General features: G+C 63.6%; 17 protein-coding genes. 2 read left to right on the top strand and 15 right to left on the bottom strand.

Annotated features, from left to right (window positions below):
- A partial coding sequence (locus PSEK12I1_RS0109845) for a DUF4113 domain-containing protein (RefSeq protein WP_027601416.1) occupies window positions 1-978 on the top strand: 978 nt, incomplete at its 5' end.
- A gap of 94 nt (window positions 979-1,072) precedes the next feature.
- A complete protein-coding gene (locus PSEK12I1_RS24125) occupies window positions 1,073-1,930 on the top strand; it encodes a DUF2971 domain-containing protein (protein ID WP_081737468.1) in 858 nt (285 codons plus the stop codon).
- A 52-nt stretch (window positions 1,931-1,982) separates the two neighbouring features.
- Here PSEK12I1_RS24125 and PSEK12I1_RS24570 read toward each other — a convergent pair whose 3' ends face one another.
- From PSEK12I1_RS24570 to PSEK12I1_RS0109765, 15 genes are all read right to left on the bottom strand, one after another.
- Window positions 1,983-2,867: a hypothetical protein gene (locus PSEK12I1_RS24570; protein ID WP_155951358.1), complete on the bottom strand. Its 885-nt coding sequence runs from the start codon at window positions 2,865-2,867 to the stop codon at window positions 1,983-1,985.
- A complete protein-coding gene (locus tag PSEK12I1_RS0109835) occupies window positions 2,831-4,105 on the bottom strand; it encodes a phage late control D family protein (protein WP_027601415.1) in 1,275 nt (424 codons plus the stop codon). The genes PSEK12I1_RS24570 and PSEK12I1_RS0109835 overlap by 37 nt, the downstream gene beginning before the upstream one ends.
- On the bottom strand, window positions 4,102-4,545 hold the full coding sequence (locus PSEK12I1_RS0109830) for a phage tail protein (protein ID WP_027601414.1): 444 nt from the start codon (window positions 4,543-4,545) through the stop codon (window positions 4,102-4,104). Before PSEK12I1_RS0109830 ends, PSEK12I1_RS0109835 begins: the two co-directional genes overlap by 4 nt.
- Window positions 4,546-4,550: 5 nt before the next feature.
- Window positions 4,551-7,556, bottom strand: a complete 3,006-nt coding sequence (locus PSEK12I1_RS0109825; protein ID WP_027601413.1) for a phage tail tape measure protein — start codon at window positions 7,554-7,556, stop codon at window positions 4,551-4,553.
- A complete protein-coding gene (locus PSEK12I1_RS24320) occupies window positions 7,546-7,665 on the bottom strand; it encodes a GpE family phage tail protein (RefSeq protein WP_027599411.1) in 120 nt (39 codons plus the stop codon). Before PSEK12I1_RS24320 ends, PSEK12I1_RS0109825 begins: the two co-directional genes overlap by 11 nt.
- 8 nt (window positions 7,666-7,673) lie before the next feature.
- Window positions 7,674-7,979 carry a phage tail assembly protein gene (locus tag PSEK12I1_RS0109815; RefSeq protein WP_007162926.1) on the bottom strand — a complete coding sequence of 102 codons (306 nt, stop codon included), beginning with the start codon at window positions 7,977-7,979 and terminating at the stop codon, window positions 7,674-7,676.
- 60 nt (window positions 7,980-8,039) lie between these two features.
- Window positions 8,040-8,555, bottom strand: a complete 516-nt coding sequence (locus PSEK12I1_RS0109810; protein ID WP_027601412.1) for a phage major tail tube protein — start codon at window positions 8,553-8,555, stop codon at window positions 8,040-8,042.
- Between the two features lie 54 nt (window positions 8,556-8,609).
- Window positions 8,610-9,776 carry a phage tail sheath protein gene (locus PSEK12I1_RS0109805; protein WP_027601411.1) on the bottom strand — a complete coding sequence of 389 codons (1,167 nt, stop codon included), beginning with the start codon at window positions 9,774-9,776 and terminating at the stop codon, window positions 8,610-8,612.
- A 151-nt stretch (window positions 9,777-9,927) separates the two neighbouring features.
- Window positions 9,928-10,863 (bottom strand): hypothetical protein, encoded by a 936-nt coding sequence (locus PSEK12I1_RS24765; RefSeq protein ID WP_177323747.1) that lies wholly within the window; start codon window positions 10,861-10,863, stop codon window positions 9,928-9,930.
- A gap of 104 nt (window positions 10,864-10,967) precedes the next feature.
- Window positions 10,968-11,651 (bottom strand): tail fiber assembly protein, encoded by a 684-nt coding sequence (locus PSEK12I1_RS23650; protein WP_051399090.1) that lies wholly within the window; start codon window positions 11,649-11,651, stop codon window positions 10,968-10,970.
- Between the two features lie 10 nt (window positions 11,652-11,661).
- A complete protein-coding gene (locus PSEK12I1_RS24935; protein ID WP_051399091.1) occupies window positions 11,662-14,139 on the bottom strand; it encodes a phage tail protein in 2,478 nt (825 codons plus the stop codon).
- A complete protein-coding gene (locus tag PSEK12I1_RS0109780) occupies window positions 14,139-14,705 on the bottom strand; it encodes a phage tail protein I (protein ID WP_027601410.1) in 567 nt (188 codons plus the stop codon). Before PSEK12I1_RS0109780 ends, PSEK12I1_RS24935 begins: the two co-directional genes overlap by 1 nt.
- Window positions 14,698-15,600 carry a baseplate J/gp47 family protein gene (locus tag PSEK12I1_RS0109775; RefSeq protein WP_027601409.1) on the bottom strand — a complete coding sequence of 301 codons (903 nt, stop codon included), beginning with the start codon at window positions 15,598-15,600 and terminating at the stop codon, window positions 14,698-14,700. Before PSEK12I1_RS0109775 ends, PSEK12I1_RS0109780 begins: the two co-directional genes overlap by 8 nt.
- Window positions 15,597-15,941: a GPW/gp25 family protein gene (locus PSEK12I1_RS0109770; RefSeq protein WP_027601408.1), complete on the bottom strand. Its 345-nt coding sequence runs from the start codon at window positions 15,939-15,941 to the stop codon at window positions 15,597-15,599. The genes PSEK12I1_RS0109775 and PSEK12I1_RS0109770 overlap by 4 nt, the downstream gene beginning before the upstream one ends.
- Window positions 15,941-16,498, bottom strand: coding sequence for a phage baseplate assembly protein V (locus PSEK12I1_RS0109765; RefSeq protein ID WP_027601407.1), 558 nt, complete (start codon window positions 16,496-16,498; stop codon window positions 15,941-15,943). The genes PSEK12I1_RS0109770 and PSEK12I1_RS0109765 overlap by 1 nt, the downstream gene beginning before the upstream one ends.
- Window positions 16,499-16,553 lie beyond the last annotated feature (55 nt).

Here is a 16,553-nt window from a genome sequence, read left to right as displayed (position 1 = left end):
GACCTGGAGGTGTATTCCATCGACGAATGCTGGGCGGATCTCACCGGTATGCCGGGCGACCTCGACGCGCTCGGCCGGGGGATCCAGGCGCGGGTGCACCGCTGGGTGGGCATCCCGGTCGGCGTCGGGATCTCGACCACCAAGACGCTGGCGAAGCTGGCCCAGTGGGCGGGCAAGACCTGGCGCGCGACCGGCGGGGTGGTGGATCTCACCGATTCGCTTCGGCAGGGGCGGCTGCTGCCGCTGGCGCCGGTGGGCGATGTATGGGGCGTGGGCCGCAAGCTGACCACTCGCCTGCAGGGGCTCGGGATCACCACCGCCCAGGATCTGGCCCGGGCGGACCTACGCGTGCTGCGCAAGGAATTCTCCCGCGTCCTGGAGCGCACGGCGCGTGAGCTACGCGGCGAGCAGTGGATGCGCCTGCACGAGGCGCCGCCGTTGAAGAAGGAGATCATCAGCTCGCGGATGTTCGGCCATCGGGTGTATCGCTTGGAGGCGCTGCGCGAAGCCATGGCCACCTACGTGACCCGGGCGGCCGAGAAGCTGCGGGAGCAGGGCTCGCTGTGCTCCACGCTGCTGGTGAGCGTGCAGACCGGCCAGCACGAGCTCGAGGACCGCCGCTACTACCGCAGCCTGGGCATCCAACTGGCTCACCCAACCGACGACACCCGCATCCTGGTGCAGGCTGCGCTGGCCGGACTGGACCCAATCTATCGCGAGGGCTACGCCTACTCGAAGTGCGCTGTGGTGCTGGGCGGCATCGTCCAGACGGACGAGTTCACGCCTGATCTCTTCGCCCCGGCCGGGCAGGGGCGGCCCAGCGAACTGATGCAGGTAGTGGACCGGATCAATGCGCGGTACGGCAGGGCGGCGCTGCACGTGGGTCGGGTGCTCGCCGATCCGGGGTGGCAGATGCGGCGGGAGCTGTTGTCGCAAGGGTATACGACGCGGTGGGGGGAGTTGCCGCAAGCGGTATAGTCGCTTAATGATTAGATGTGGCGTTGAGTAAGATGAGTGTCCGTGCTGCTTGCGGCTTGATCGGGTTTGAAGATGGAGTATCTCAGATATTTAAATGGAGGTTATGGTGAGGATTTATAAATATTTTCCCCCAGAGCGCATAGATGTTGTCGAAAGTGCAAGGATATGTTTTTCAAGTGCTAAGAACTTAAATGATCCTTTCGAATTGAAGGCGCCCATGCAGTTATATCGTTCAGATGAAGAGATGAAGGCGACTTTATTGAAGTCTCTTCCTGGTATTATTTCTGCTGAGTACGATAACTTGCCTGATTGGCAGAAAATAAATTTGCCGAAAGATCAGGCGATGGTGATGATGCTGGAGATTGCGGCTGGACAAATGGATAAGATGGTCAGAGATTTAAAGGATAATTTGCCAGCGTTAGAGGTTCAGATTTATGAAAGAATGTCGGCGTCAATAGGAGTTTTATGCCTCACGGAAACGCCAAACAACCTGCTCATGTGGGCTCATTATGCCGGTTCTCACAGTGGCTTCGTTGTTGAGTTCGACCATCAGCATGAGTTTTTTAATCAGCGGCGAACAGAAGTGGATGAGTTGCGCCACTTGCGGAAGGTTTTATACGCGCAGGAACGTCCAATTTTGTTTTTTGAAAACTCTGATGGTACAGAGCTTTTGCTTACGAAAAGTCATCACTGGGCCTATGAGCAGGAGTGGAGAATGTTCATGGCCCTGGAGGATGCTTCATCAATTAAGTCTAATAGCATTGGCGACTTTCATCTGTTCGATTTTCCGATCGAAAGTGTTGTTTCAGTGACGTTCGGTTGTCGGATGAATGTGGGCGATAAAATTAGGATTCGTAAAGCGATTGAAGGCCATTTACATTATAATTGTAGGTTCTACGATACGTTGGTAAATCCAAAAATATATGAGTTGGATATGGTGGAGGTTTCTTAATTTTTAAAATATAAAAATTTTCCTCAAATGGAAAGCTCTTAATTAATTTGCGTTAACTATCAAATAGTTTAAATATAGTAATTGCTGCATTTGTAGCGCCTGCCACGCCGGAAAAGATCGCCGCATATAAAGCATATCGTGCGGTCTTTACGGATCTCTCTTGGAGCATGAACGTCCTCGTCTGAGCGTCGCGTTTCTCTTCCCCTTGCTCGTAGTCAGCCATGAGCTCTTCGAGTTTTTTGACAATTTTTGATGTGGCAAGATAGTTTTCTTGGACTTTGACTAAAATATTTTCGTCAACAAGAGAGTCTAGTACGAATTTTTGTTTATTTTCCAAGTCAAAATGGTTATGACTGTAAGACCACTCATCTCCATATATGAGGATGAGCGAGTCCCTAGCGCTAAATGGAATAGGTCCGGTGTCGCAGTATTTGTCGAAAATTAACTTTACAAGCTCAAGTTGAGGTTTTGGTTTCGTTTTGATTGAGTCTAGATATGAATATCTTCGTACCATTTCAGTTGTGTATTCGATTTTTCTTCTATCAATAAAATTCCTTAATTTTTTTTGAAGTTTATAGATATTGAGAAGATTTATACCTTCAATGTGGCCGAATGGAGAGTCAATAGTAAAGCGTGAGAGGCTGGCTTCTTGAATCGATATCGACCCCTCGTATGATCTATCTGCTTCAGTCCAAGTTCCGCTTATCTCCAGTCCGCTAATTTTCTGGCACCAAAGTCGGCGGTGATCCTGGACCAAGAAGATAGTAACAGCGGGCATGTTACCCATAGGCTTTGTCCACAGTGCTGGCGGGTGCGCGTACCAGCTGTCCAAGAACTCTTCTAAAATTTTAGCAACGTGTGATAGATACAATTTCCTTAGCATTTTATCTCTTAACCCCCTCATCGCTTTGTAGCCGATTCTTGCATTCTTCTCCATTCTCTTTCTACAGCACGCTTCGCCGTTGCCTTTGTGGCGTACAGGTGGTGGAGCCGTCGCGGCTTGCTCTGGTCGCCCTCGGTGAGCGTGTGCTCTTCGCCGGTCTTGGGGTCGCGGTAGTAGGCGATGATGCCGGTGTAATCGCCCTGGATCTCGTCGACCAGGTCGGCGACCAGGTCCTCCGGCAGTTTGGCTTCCAGCTCCAGGCGCGTGGTGTAGCCGCCGTCCGCGGTGAGGCTGTGCTGCACGTTTCCCCCGTACCAGATGATGGCGTCGATCTCGGTCTTCACGCCCTGCAAGGTGTAGGTGAGTTCGGGCATGAGCTCAGGCCGGCCCAGGGCGAGCTGGTAGGTGAGGGTGGCGGTACCGCGCTGCAGGCGGTTCCACTCGGCCCGGGCGGCGCGCAGCGCGGAGAGCTCGTCGGCATAGGTGTGGCGCAGGTCTTTCACGTTCTCGCCGCCGCCGGCGATGGCCTCCTGCTTCTTGGCGCTGTTGACGTCGTAGTAGAAGGCGCGCACGGCGTCGTAGCTCTCGCGGTCGGCCTGCAGGTAGCTGTGCTGGTCACCGTCCTGGCGGGTGAGGGTGACGTGGCCCAGGTCGGCGCCGCTGACCGCCTTGCCACCGCCGGCCGGGAGGAACAGCAGCCGGCCCGCCTTCACGGTGGCCACCGCGTCGTAGTCTTCACCCAGGCGGGTGAGGAGGTTGGCGTCCGATTCGCCGGTCTGATCCAGCTGCAGGATCTTCTGCGCCTCGAGGTCGCGCGCGATGAGCGGGGTGAGGCCCTGGCGCGCGGCCAGGACGCGCAGCACGGCGCCCAGGGTGGTGGCACTGTAGCTCTGGTCCCGCTTGGTCTTGAGGCCCTTGCGCAGGTCGGCGCTGCGGGCGCGGATGCTCAGCACGTCGGGAGCGCCGCTGTGTTCGGTCTCGTCGACGATGTAGCTGCCCTTGTCGATCAGTCCGGTAGTGGACCAGCCCAGCCAGAGGCGAATATTGGCGCCCCGGGGCGGGATGGCCAGCAGGCCGTCGTGGTCGGACAGCACCAGGCTCAGCTGGTCGGCCTCGAGGCCGCGGTTGTCCGTCAGATCCAGGCTGATCAGCCGCGGCGCGATAAGGGCGCTGATGTCCTTGCTGTCGACCAGGATCTGGTAGCGCGCTTGGGCATAGGTAGCGCCCTGGACCAGGTCGCGGCCGAGGGTGCGCAGCTGGCCGGTGGCGGTATCGAGCAGTTCCTGGATCACAGCAGCTTCCTCAGCACGGTACCCATGCCGGCAATACCGACGCCGAGCAGCTCGCGGCCGGTGTCGTCGTCGACACGCTTGAGGGCGATGCTGAATTCGATGCGGCGCGGGGTGCCGTCCTGGAAGAAGAGCGTCTTGGTCTCGGTGATGCTCTCGATGACCCAGAGGCCGTAGATCCGCCCGCTGCCCTCGATCAGCGGCCAGGCGCCGCCGGTACCGGCCATGTAGCGCAGCACGTCCAGGCTGCTGGGCGTGCCGGCGAGCTCCGGGGCGAGCCAGCCGGGGAGGGTGATGCTGTCGTCGCCCTTGCCCAGGAACTGGCGCGCCGGCGCGGCGCCCACGCGGGAGCTGGCAGCATGGCGGTAGTCGGTCTGCCGCTGGAGTTCCTGGTAGGCCAGGGTGTAGAGGCTGAAGATGAAGTTGCCGAGGGCCATCATCATGGTGATCAGGTCCTGTCTCTGAGGCTGCTGCGGCTGCGGGCGGCCTTCTGGCTCTCGATGCGGGTCAGGGCGGCCTGAACCTCACGGGCGATCGCCCGGGCGTCCATACCGGCACCAGCGTTGATGGTGAAGTTGTAGGTGTCTCCGGCGGCTGGAGCAGCAGGAGCCACAGGCAGCAAGGCAGGTCGGCTATCAAAGATGATCGGCTCGCGCGCCGGCTGCTGCAGAGTGGCCTGGCGTACCGCCTCGATCTGCTGTTGCAGCGGCGAGGCATCCTTGGGAAAGTCTAGGACAGCAGCCGCTGCCGGCTGCAGGATGGCCTGGCGTACCGCCTCCATCGACCGCTGCAGCAGCATGGTGTCACCGGCCGGCTGGGCCAGGGCGATAGGTGCCGTCTGCTGGGTGACTTGGCGTACCGCCTCCATCCGTTGCTGCTGGGCAGATGGCAGTGGCTGGGCTGCTGCCATCTGTGGAGCACCGCCGAGGGCCAGCGCCGCCGTTGCCGTAGCTGCAATACGCTTGGCGGTGTCGGCAATCTGGCCCAGGGGGCTGCCTTCGCCTTTGCCCATGCCGAGAGCCAGGCCCTGCATGGTGTATTCGCCCAGGGCGGCGAAGACGCGGGACGGCGAGTGGATGTCCAGCTTCTCCTTGAAGAAGTTGATCGCACTCTGGCCGGCGTCCATCACGGCATCTTTCACCGCGCCCAGGCGGCCGGTGATGCCGCGGACGAGGCCGTCCATGATCATGCCGCCGAGTTCGGTGAATTTGGCCGGGAGGTCGAAGCCGAAGTAGTTCAGCACGGCCGCGAAGGCCTGGTAGAAGAGCCCGACGGGGGAGAAGTCGATGATCTTGCGGGCGATGGCGCCGATCCCGCCGCTGACGCCCGCTGTGAGGCCATTGAGCAGCGCGGCGCCGAGCTCGGTCAGCCGGGTGGGAAGTTCCAGGCCGAAGTAATTCAGCACGGCGGCGAAGGCCCGGTAGAAGAGGCCGATCGGCGAGAAGTCCAGGATCAGCCCAGCGATGCTAGCAATACCACCCGTGGCCCGTGCCTTCATCTCTGCCCATACCCCTGCGAACCACGGACCGATTGTTTTCCAATTGGCGTAGATCAGGGCGCCGGCGGTGACCAGTCCGAACAGGACAGCGCCAATGGGGTTGGCGATCGCCGCAGCGCCGATCATGCGAAGACCAGCCGCTACCAGGGGGAAAGCGCCTTTGCCCAGCTTGAAGAGCAGGCCCAACACGCTGGGCAGGCGGATGCCGACCTGGGCGAGCATGAAGCGGAGCGCGAGGAAGGGGCCAAGCACGCCGGCGACGCCCAGGGCGACGGTACCGAAGGCGATCGACACGGCAGACAGCACCGCGGCCACCTTGACCAAGTTGCCAGCGAGGACCGGATTCTCGCGGGCCCAGGCGCCGGTTTTGCCAGCGAGGTCACCCAGCCAGGTGATGATTTCCTTGAGCTGGGGCGCAACGGCGGCGCCGAAGTCGGCCTGGGCGTTGGTGAAGGCGCCAGTTGCCGCCTCCCAGGTGTTGGAGAGGGTGCCCAGCTGCTCGTTGACGCGCATCTGCAGGTCCGCCTGGGCCTTCATCTTGCCCTGGACTTCCTGGTAGCCGGCCAGTCCCTTGGACATCATGGTATTGAGCGCGGTGAGGGTCTCGGAGTCATCGCCGAAGACCTGTTTCAGCACACCCAGGCGGGTCTCAGTGTTGAGGCCCTTGAGCTTGTCCAGCTGGGCGTAGAGCTTCTCCATGCCGCCGAATTCGCCCTTGCCGTCGGTGAAGTCGAGCTTGATGCCCTTGTCCTTAAGGCCTTTGTTGGCCTTGCCGACTTTGTCGGTGTCCATGCCCATCTGGAAGATCTTGCGCAGGGCGTTGCCGGCGGCGCCGCCCTCCATGCCGGTCTGGTCGAGCTGGATCAGCAAGGGGGCCAGGGCGTTGGCTGCCTCGAGGCCCTCCTTCTTGATGATGTCCAGCGCCGGGCTGATCTTGCTGAAGCCCTCCAGCATGCTGTTGGAGTCGACGCCCAGGTAGAAGCCGCGCTGGATGGTGTCCATCAGGCCCATGAGGTCTTTCTCGCTGGTGCGGGTGGCGTCCTGCATCTTGGCGGCGAACTCGGCCGCCTCAGTGACCGGCATCTTGAGCTGGACGCCCAGGTAGGCAGCAGCCTCGCCCATGCCGCCGAGGATGGTCTTGGCGGACATCCCTTGGCGCACCAGCATGGTCATCATTTCCTGGAATTCGGCTGTGGTACCTGGCAGGCGATCGCCCAGGCGCGTGGCCAGGTCGGAGATCTCCTTGAATTCCTTAGGGGCAGTGCCGTCGCTCAGCATCAGCGAGGCGCGCAGCTGGGTGGCCGCATCCTCGGCCGGGGCGAAGGCCTTGATCATGCCCAGCACCGGGCCGCCGATCGCGGCGCCGGTGGCAGCCGAGCTGGCTCCGGCCATAGCGGCATTCCCGGCCAGCTCCTGGCCGCGCTTGAGCTTGCCGCGGGCGCGGGCCAACTTCTCCTGGGTGCGATTGAGGCGATCGAGCTTGCCCCGTTGAGTGTCGATCGCGACATTGGCGCTGGTGATCTGCACCTGCAGGCGCGCCTGGGCGCCGCCGAGGTCGCGGGTATCGACGCCACTGGCGCGCATGATCGGCAGCAGGCGCTGCAGTTCGGTGCGCTGGGCGGTGTGCTTGGCCTGGAGCTTGTCGACGGCAGCGGCCGCGTTGGCGAAGGTCTTCTGGAAGGCTGCGGACGGGGCGTCTATGGCCTTGAGCTGCTCGCGGTAGGACCGCAGTTTCTCCTGGCCCTTCGCCAGGGCCTCGGCGCTCTGGCGAACGGCCTCGCGCTGGCGCTGGTAGGCGCTGATGTCCTGCTGTTGCTGGTTGAGTTCCTTGACCCGGTCCCGGGCGGCTTTGAGCGCCCGGGCGGTCGCGTTGCCGCCCCCGGCGATGCGTTTGAGGGGAGCCGTGACCTTGTCCAGGGCGGACAGGAGGACGCGGATCTGCAGGTCATTGGCCATCGGGGGCGACTCGTTTGCGGGCGCGCTCGCGCCAGTCCATCAGTTCAGCCAGGCCCAGCTGGTCGAGCTGGGCCGGTTGCCAGTGGAAGGTGATGGCGAGATCCGCCATCGCTTCCTCTACGCGGACGGGGAGAGCTCCGCCCTGACCGACTTCTTGAGCAAAAAACCGGCGATCTTCCCACCGACGTCGACCAGGTCGGCCGGATCCATGGACCGAACTTCGCTCTCGGTCAGGCTGGGGATGCTGATGCGCGGGGTCACGCGCATGATCGCGGCGACATCCAGCTGCAGGAGTTCGGCCAGGGAGACGCCGCGCAGCTCGCCGGCGTTGGGCTTGCGCAGGGTGATCTGGGCGATGGTGGTCTCGCCGCGGGTGATGGGCTGATCGAGGACGACGACGTTGTCTTGGGTGGTATCGCTCATGGTGGTACTCCAGGTAATAGGCTAGGGCTGGCCCGCCGGAGCGGGCCGGAAAGAGAGGGATCAGATGCCGAGGACAGCGCGCTGCTTGACCAGGCGGTCTTCACCGCCGACGGTCTCGACGAAGTTAAGGAGGTCGATCTCGATCACGGTCGCGCCCGCCACGATCAGCTTGTAGTAGCTGCAGGAGGTGGTGATCTTGTGCTCGGTGTCCTCGCCCGGGGTGGCTTCGCCCATCTCGATGGTCTCGTGACGGCCACGGACCACGATCTCGACGGCGGTGTCTTCGCCGGTGTCGTCCTGCTGGTAGGTGCCGGTGAAGCGCAGGGGTACGGCTGCGGCGCCCACGGCGCCGAATTGCTTTAGGGCGGTGAGGTCCAGGCCGCCCAGGGTCCACTCCAGCTGGATGCCGTCGTCGGAGAAGCCCAGGTCTGCCTTGACGGGGCCGTTCATGCCGGCGCCGCGAAAGGCTTCCATCTTGCGGCCGAGGGTCGGCAGGGTGCAGGACTTAGCGACGCCCAGGTAGGAGTGACCGTCGTTGAAAAGCATCATGTTCTTGAGTTTGCGGGGCATGGCCATGGGGGCAGATCTCCAGAGGGCGCCCCAGGGGGCACCGGATGTTCAGGGTAGGGATCAGGCGTTGACGCGGCTGGCGAAGTCGACCAGGAAGCGGTCAGTGATCCGCTGGCGCAGGGTCAGGTCTTCCAGCGGCGGGACCGGGGTGTAGTCGTAGTCCAAGAAGAGCTTCCCGGCCTTGAGCGTCTCCTTCTCGTTGGCATCGGCGTCGTACCAGCACTCGCCGCCGAGCAGGTAGCCCTGGCGGGTCAGCTCGCGGAATTTGGCGTTGATGCCCTCGACGATGTCGCGCACCAGGCTCGGGTGCATGGGGCGGTCATTGGCCCAGAAATGCGCCTCGGCCATGGTGTCGGCCAGCACCTGGGCTGTGCGGGTGTAGTTCTCGAAGGCGAAGAGCGGATCCTCGCTGGTGGTGCGCGAGCCCCAGAAGCGATAGCCGTCGTGGTTGATCAGCGTGGTCACCTCGTTGCCGTTGAGGTAGTCGCTGTCGGTCGCGGTGTTCTGCAGATCCCAGAAGACGTCCTTGGTGATCCCGGTCACGCCTTCCACGGCGACGTTGGACAGGGTCTTGTGCCAGCCGGTGCTCTGGTCCAGCTGCGCACGCAGGCCCAGGGCCCGGGCGGTGGCATTGGCGGTCACGGTGGCGTTCTGGGCGGTGGACCAGGCCAGGAAGTCCGGCCAGTGGAGCATGAGCTCACGGGCGCCGAACTGGTTGCGATAGGCGACGGCCTCTTCCTTGGTGGCGCAGCCGTTGCAGTTTGCATAGACGAAGCCGCGCAGCTGCTTGGCGATGGCGACCATCGCGGTGGTGACGGCCTGGGTGTCGAGCCCGGGCACGCCCAGGATGCGCGGCGTGATGCCCAGCTGGGCCTTGGCCGCGAGCAGGGCCTTCATGCCGGTATAACGGCCATTGGTGACGCCGCCGATGATGTTGCTCTGCAGCTCGGCCGCATTGGCGCCGTCTTCGACGCGGACCACGACGGTGACCGGCTTGGATTGGTCGGCGATCGCCTGCAGCGACTTGGCCAGGGTGCCCCTGGTGCCGGCTTTGCCGACAGCGCCCTGGACGTTGGTCAACAGGACGGGGGTGTTAAGTGGGAATGCGGCGGCATCGGCATCGCTGCCGGTGCAGACCATGCCGATGACGGCGGTGGAAACGGTGGAAATGGAGCGGGTGCCCTGATTGATCTCGAGGACACGCACGCCGTGATGGTAGTCAGCCATGAGGGGTTGCCTGCGCAGGTGGGTAGGTGACGCTGCACAGGCTGGCGGATCCGCGCGCGCGGGTCGCGGGGCCGGGTTTGTAGGGTTGGGCGCTACAAATCCACTCGATGTGGCCCTGGATGGTGGGCGGAAAGCGCTTCTGTATCGCCTGTCAGGCGTGGGACCGGCGTCGTTTCGCCAGCCTTACTGATCGGCGCTTATTTCGCCACAAGCGGGGTACGTCGCGAAGCGGAGCCGTGCCGATCCGGAAGGACCAGTATGCCCAGCCAGTGGTGGTCATCAGCCCGCGGCGTTGTTTGTGCTCCTCGAGTAGAACCAGTTCCTTGATGAATCTGTAAAAGCTCGCATCGCTGAGATAGTCGTCGTTGGCGCGCTCGACCACTCGATGCCCTAACCCGGTCACCATATCGAGAATGCACGCGGCAGGCAGGATGCACGCGGCTATCGGCACGACGATGATTTGGAACATTGCCGAGTAGGCGGAGGAAAAGTCCGACCAGAGCGTTGGAAGCGCAGGGTAGAAGGTTTCCTTGTCGATAAGGGCCACGACCACAGCCGCTATCACGGCGAGAAGCCCACCAAGATACGTCGCGAAATTACCTGCACTCGGTAGGCTGAAAAAGTGACGGGTGCGAAGGGTCGCGGGGCTACCGGCGCGTCGCTCCAGTGACTGACGCCATTCCCATTGTTCGATGAGCTCTTTGGCCACCTCGGCAAAGTCTTCACGGCCAGCAAAGTGCTCGGAGATCATTCGCCGCTTTGCGCGATCCGTTGCCGCCATTGCCTGCCGGATGCCCAAGATTCTCTTACCCGGGTAATTTCGGGCGAAGCGACGACGGTCAACCTCTATCAGGATCTGGGCGAGGCCTAGCAGCATCGGCATCTCCCAGAAGAGGGTCCAGTAGGAGAGATTCGCGTAGGTCGGAAGCTGCAGGTAGACGTGGTGATAGAAGAAAAACGCCATCGAAAGGATGACAAGCAGCATCGCCGTGGCGAAAAGAATGAAGATTCGCGATCCCCAAACGAAGCTGGGTATTAGGCGAAATTCGCGTCTGAAATTCTTGGCGTGGTGGGCAACGGTGCGCATTCTTGGCTTCCCTGCTAGCAGAGCACTGAAGATAGGCTAGGGCTTGCACCTATCACCAGCTGCCCACAACCCTGCGCTGGCATAACCGCGACAGCCGGCGCCATCTATGTATTCGCTGCCAGATAGCCAGCCGTTGCGTCCGGATCTGGGCTTGCCGGCCAGTCGCCTTCGGCCGGGACGGCGCCGATGGTGTCCACGCGGTTGAGCAGTACCCGATAGGTCTTCCAGGACTTGAGCGCCTTGGTCTCGGCCTCGGTGGCGATCTCCAGATCCACGGCATCCTGCAGGGCGTTGACCTGGTTGCTGGCGTACTGCAGCAGCAGGGCGCGCTTGCGGGTGGCCAGGGCCTTGGCCGCGGCCAATTTCGCTACCTCATCCAGCTGCCAGTGGTCGTCCTGCCAGGTGTCGAATTCGGTCAGGGGCGCCACCAGGGTGTAATCGCTGGGCAGGGGGCCCAGGAGTGCCCACTGGCGTGGCTCGCCGGTGCCAGTGTGGTAGACGGTGGCACCGCGGTGATCCTCAACCTCGATCCAAGCTTCATCACGGCGTACAAGGACCAGGCCGGCGCTCGGCTCGGGCGGATTGTCCAGGGTGCTGTGGGCCGGGATGAGCCAGACATCCGGCTCCAGCGGGCTGGGATCCGCCGACGTTTTGCCCAGGAGCTCGCCGGACACCGGGTTGAAGGTGGCCACCTGCGGGGCCAGGCGGTCTTGCCACCAGGGAAGCGCAGTGGCCTGGGCGGGAAGGTCCAGGCTGACCAGCAGGTTTTCAGAGTCGGTAACGGTCATGGTGCGATCCTCAATACTTGATGCAGGCCAGCAACGCGATGTTGCGCGGGCGTGATTCGGTGCCGCCGCTGAAGCTGACGGTGATGGTGTGGGTGTGGTCGCCCGCGGTGCTGGTGCCCTGACTGGCTTCACCGGAGTAATAGGCCTCATCGCCATACACGGCATTACCGGCACCTTCCGGCGCCCGATCCTGCTTGAACGACATGGTGTGCTGGTGGGCACCGGCGTTCGCCGCGGTGGCGCTGTGGGTGTGGTTCAGGTTCTGGCTGGCCTGGCTGGTGTTGAGGGCCCGACCGCCATCGACGCCGCGCCCGTCGTCCCAGGCGCGCAGGAACTCACCACGCAGATCCGGCAGGTTGAACGTGCTGGAGCCATCCCCTGCGCCGAAGTTGGTACCGATCACGGCAAAGAGAGCTGCGTAGGTTGAACGCGAAACGGCCGCGCCGTTGGCCTTGAGGAAGCCGGCCGGCGCCGAGCTGCTGGGGAAGAAGACGACCTCGGCGGTGCGGGTGCCGGTGGCGTCCTGGACAAAGGCAGTATTGGCGCCATCGTTGGTGCTGTCGCCGCGGGCTTTGCTCGGCATTTCGATGCCATTGCCTACCACGACCTTGCCGGTATCCAGCCTGACCGAGAACGGACGCAGCGAGTTGTAACCGCCATACTGATCAGCCGAAGCGGTGACCATGAGCCACAGGTAATTGCCGTCGTTGCGCCAGAAGGTGCCGTAATTGCCGGACACGATCCGATAGGAGTTCGACGACAGCGACCGAACCTCACCGCCAGGGGTCACGCTCAGCAGGGACGGGTTCCACGTTGCCCCATTGTCGCCATTGTCCCACTCCAGGAACAGGTTGTTGCCGTCGGTCTTCCATCGCGAGGACTTGGCGCCGCCGGTCCGATCGAGCATGGCCACAGTGGGCGCGTAGCTCATGACGGAGAGGCCACCCGTGCCGTCGCCGGCATCGCTCTGGACGCACAGGCTGGCCCCGCTGGGATCGGTGACCCAGCTGCTGCCCGGGCGGATTCGCGTCTTGACCACGTACTCCATCTGGTCCTGGTCATTGAGGCCGCCGAAATAAGCGCGGCGGTCTGCGGTAGCTGAGCCGCTGGGCGTGAAGAACCAGCGAGGCCTCCAGCCGCCGTTGCCGTCGTTGACGCCCTGGTAGCACAGCGTGGTGATACCGGCACTGTTGCGGTATTCGAGCGACAGGTTTCCAGCGGCTTCGAGGTTCTGCAGGGTGACCAGCTTCCAGCCATTGCCCGTCGTCGTGCCTTTGAGTATATGATCGGTCTGGTCCTGGAGATCGGAAAACTTGCCGGTTCGGGCAACGTTGGCCAGCTGGTCGGCGAACGCGAATTCGCGCCACGGATACCAGCTCGCGTCGTGCCGCACCCGAACGAACGTCCGCCCACGACCGCCCGAGGCGCCAAATATTTCGGTGGCCACCTGGGTCAATCGAGCACCCGAGCCCGGCTGGCCGTGGGTGAAGACCTCGAATGCAACCCGGGCCGCATCCGCCGCACCGGTCACCGGCCAGTTCAAGGCTGCGCCGGCGGTCACGACGTCTTCACAGCGGATCATGCCTCCTACCGGTGCGTCGTTGAGGTTTATCGCGTTGTTCTGTACCGGCGCCGCGCCGGCCAGCCCGTAGGCCGCCATCACGGCCTGCACAAAGGCGGTGGTCGCGATCTGGGTGGTGTTGGTGGCGATTCCCGCCGTGGGCGCCTTGGGCGTACCGGTCAGGGTCGGCGATTCGGTGTTGGCCTTGAGCCCCAGCGCCGTGGCCATATCGGTGGCGTAGTTCGGGTTGTTGCCCAGGGCGGCCGCCAGTTCGTTAAGCTGGTTGAGCGCTTCCGGCGAGCCGTTGACCAGGGCGGCGATCGCGGCCTGGACGAAGGCGGTGGTGGCGATGCTGGTGTCATTGTCGCCGGCGGCCGGGGTTGGCGCGCGCGGATCTCCGGTCAGCACCGGCGAGTTGAGCGGCGCCTTGCTGTCGTCGGTGATGGCGATGTTGCCGGTGCCGTCGAAGGCCACGCCGTTGATGGTCCGGGCGGTGGCCAGCTTGGTGGCGCTGGGCGCTTGGCCGGTGCTGTTGCCGGTACCGCCATTGGCGATCGGCGTGACGACAGCTCCGGCCGTCACGCGGCCTTTCTCGTCGACGGTCACTCCGCCATAGGTGCTGGCTGCTACGCCAGTCTTGGCCAGGGTCACGGTGATGCTGGCATTGGCTGAGCCGTCGAAGTTGGCCGTACCGCTGGCGTCCCCCGTCAGGCCTATCGCGCGCGCGGTTGCAAGCCTAGCAGCAATCGCGGCGTTTTTCGTTCCGCTCAACAATGCATCGACCAGGCCTTTGAGGTACTTGGTGCGGTTGGCCAACTGCTGGCCCTGGCGGTTGGAGAGCCCATCGGGGCCGCCGACTACCGGATCGGTTTTCTCGATCTGGTAGACGCCGTCCTCCCACTGCTCTTTTTCGGTGAGGTTCGTCATCAAGCGACTCCGTAGGTAAAGGTCTCGTCGTAACGGAAGGTGCCGCTGTGATCGTTGAGCGCAGCGGTGAAGTTGAGGGCAATGAGCTCGCAGCGCGCCGGGGCGACGTCGGCGAGGGTTTGGCGGATCCGCGCGGCCTGGGCCACGCTGATGAGCTGGGTGACGTACACGCTGTACTTGGCCCAGTGCTCGTCGTGGCCGTAGAAGTTGTCGCCGTTGTAGGTGCGGCTGCCGTCGTAGAGGCCACCGGTGGCGCCCTCGATGAGGGTGAAGGCCTCAGAGCCGAGCAGATTGGTCAGGGCGCGGCGGACGGCGCCGCGGGTGCCCTTGTGCCGGTGGACGGTGACGGAATCCGCGATGATCTGGCGCTTGGCGTCCTCACCCCAGTTGACGTCCCAGTCATCCACCGAGACCGCCCAGGCCAGCCAGGGCAGCACCGCGGCCGGGCACTTCCAGGGGTTCCACAGATCGCGGATCGGGACCGGCAGCGCATCGAGGCCGGCGCCGCTGGCGGCGATCGCACGCTCCAGGGGCAGGCTGTTGGGTGGGAGCAGCACGCTACTCATCGGTGCCGCCCTGGGTCAGGGTGATGCCGGTGCAGTAGGCGGCCTGGTGCTGGGTGACCTCGAGGTCGGTGGCCGGGCTGGTCAGGATGACGTTCTGCACGCCGCTCTGATGCAGCGCGGCGAACAGGCCCGAGCGGGAGACGTCCTGGCCCATGGCATGGCGCTCGGCCACGTAGGCCTTCGCCTTGGCCAGGGCCGCGGCTTGCACGACGGCCATGTCCGGGCCGCTGTAGAAGATCAGGGTGGCCGCTACCTGGTAGGGCAGGATCTCGGCGGCGACTACTTCGACGGTGTCGCAGAGTGGCCGGACGTCTTCGTCGTTAAGCGCCGCGGTCACGGTGGCCAGCAGCGCGGCGCTCGGCGCGCCGTCGCCTTCGGTGCTCAGGACCACGACGCGCACGGTGCCCTGGATGGGACGCAGGATGGCCACGTCCTTGACCTGGGCCGAGGCGGACAGCGCGTGGTAGCGGTAGGCGTTGCGCGGGCCGGCGGTGGTGAAGCCTTCCAGGGCGAGCTGGGTCCGGTACCGCAGGCGATCGTCTGTCTCATAGACGGCGGGGATGGCCGGGGTGACGCGGGTGTCCGCCGGCGTCACCAGCAGGCGCTGGACGCCGTACCAGGCCGCGACGTTCTCCAGGTCCGCACCGGTGGCGTAGGCCAGCATCACCGCCTTGGCGCCATCATTGATGCGCTGGCGGAGGATGAGCTCGCGGTAGGTGTTCTCCTGGAGCAGCTTGTTCAGCGGCTGCGACTCCAGCTCCAGGCGCGCGGCGATGTTGGCCTGCTCGGCGGCCGGGTACAGGCTGACCAGGCGGGCCTTGCGGGCGGCCAGCAGGGTCTCGTAGTCCAGGGACTCGACGACGTCGGGCAACGGCAGGAGGGAAAGGTCGATCATGCGAGGCCTCCAAAGACCAGGGGGGCGCGCAGGCTGACGGCGGCGTTGGTGACGGTGCTGTAGCCCTCCAGGTCGACGAAGGCCTGGCCCGGGGCGTCGCCCAGGGTGAGCGCGATGCGGGTGAGGTTGAGCCGCGGCTCCCAGCGCATGAGGGCGATCACGGCCACGGCCTTGGCCTGCAGCGCGGTGGCGTCGTTGAACGGCTGATCTATCAGGCTGAACAGGTCGCAGCCATAGGGGCGGCGCATCACGCGGGTGCCGATCGGCGTGGTGAGGATGTCACCGACCGATTGCTGGAGCTCCTCGAGCTCGGTGACGGCGAGACCGGTGGTGCGGCTCATCATGGCGTGGGCGCTCCGGTCTTCGCGTTGCCGGCCTGGACGCCGCCATGTGGGTGCTTGACCAGGCTGATGCCGGCGGCGACGACGTCGCGGGTCACGGTCACCAGGCCGTCGATGTCCACGTCGCCCTGCAGCTTGAAACCGCCCGGGGCGACGATCTCGACCCGGCCGGCGGCGGGCAGGGTGGCCAGCAGCTGGTGGGCTTCGCTGTCGTACTCGACAACCGCGCCGTCCGGGTAGGTGCGGCGGTGCAGGCCGGCGCGATCGCCGTTGGCAGGGATGAGCGCGCTGAACAGGCCGGTGATGGCGATGCCCTGGGCGGTTTGGCCGCTGGGGCTGAGGACTAGGACCTGCTCGCCCACGGTGGGCGGATCCCAGTCGCGGGTGGTGCCGGCGCGCAGGGCGGTCCAGGGCAACCAGCCGGTCAGCAGCTCGCCGCTCTGAACCTGAACCCGGGCAGGGCGGTTGGCTTGGAGACTGCCATGGTCAACCTCGGCGACGGTGCCGAGGCGGATCAGGTTCTCGATGAGGCGGGAAAGGGCGGCGGTATCGGTCATGCCGATAAACTGCTAGATTTTTCTGAAACGATCATTGAATCTGATTTGTAGTGCT

The organism is Pseudomonas sp. MOIL14HWK12:I1, from assembly GCF_000510705.1.
Classification (GTDB): domain Bacteria; phylum Pseudomonadota; class Gammaproteobacteria; order Pseudomonadales; family Pseudomonadaceae; genus Chryseomonas; species Chryseomonas oryzihabitans.
Note: the sequence above shows the minus strand (reverse complement) of the source record. Positions and strands in the feature narration are given on the sequence as shown.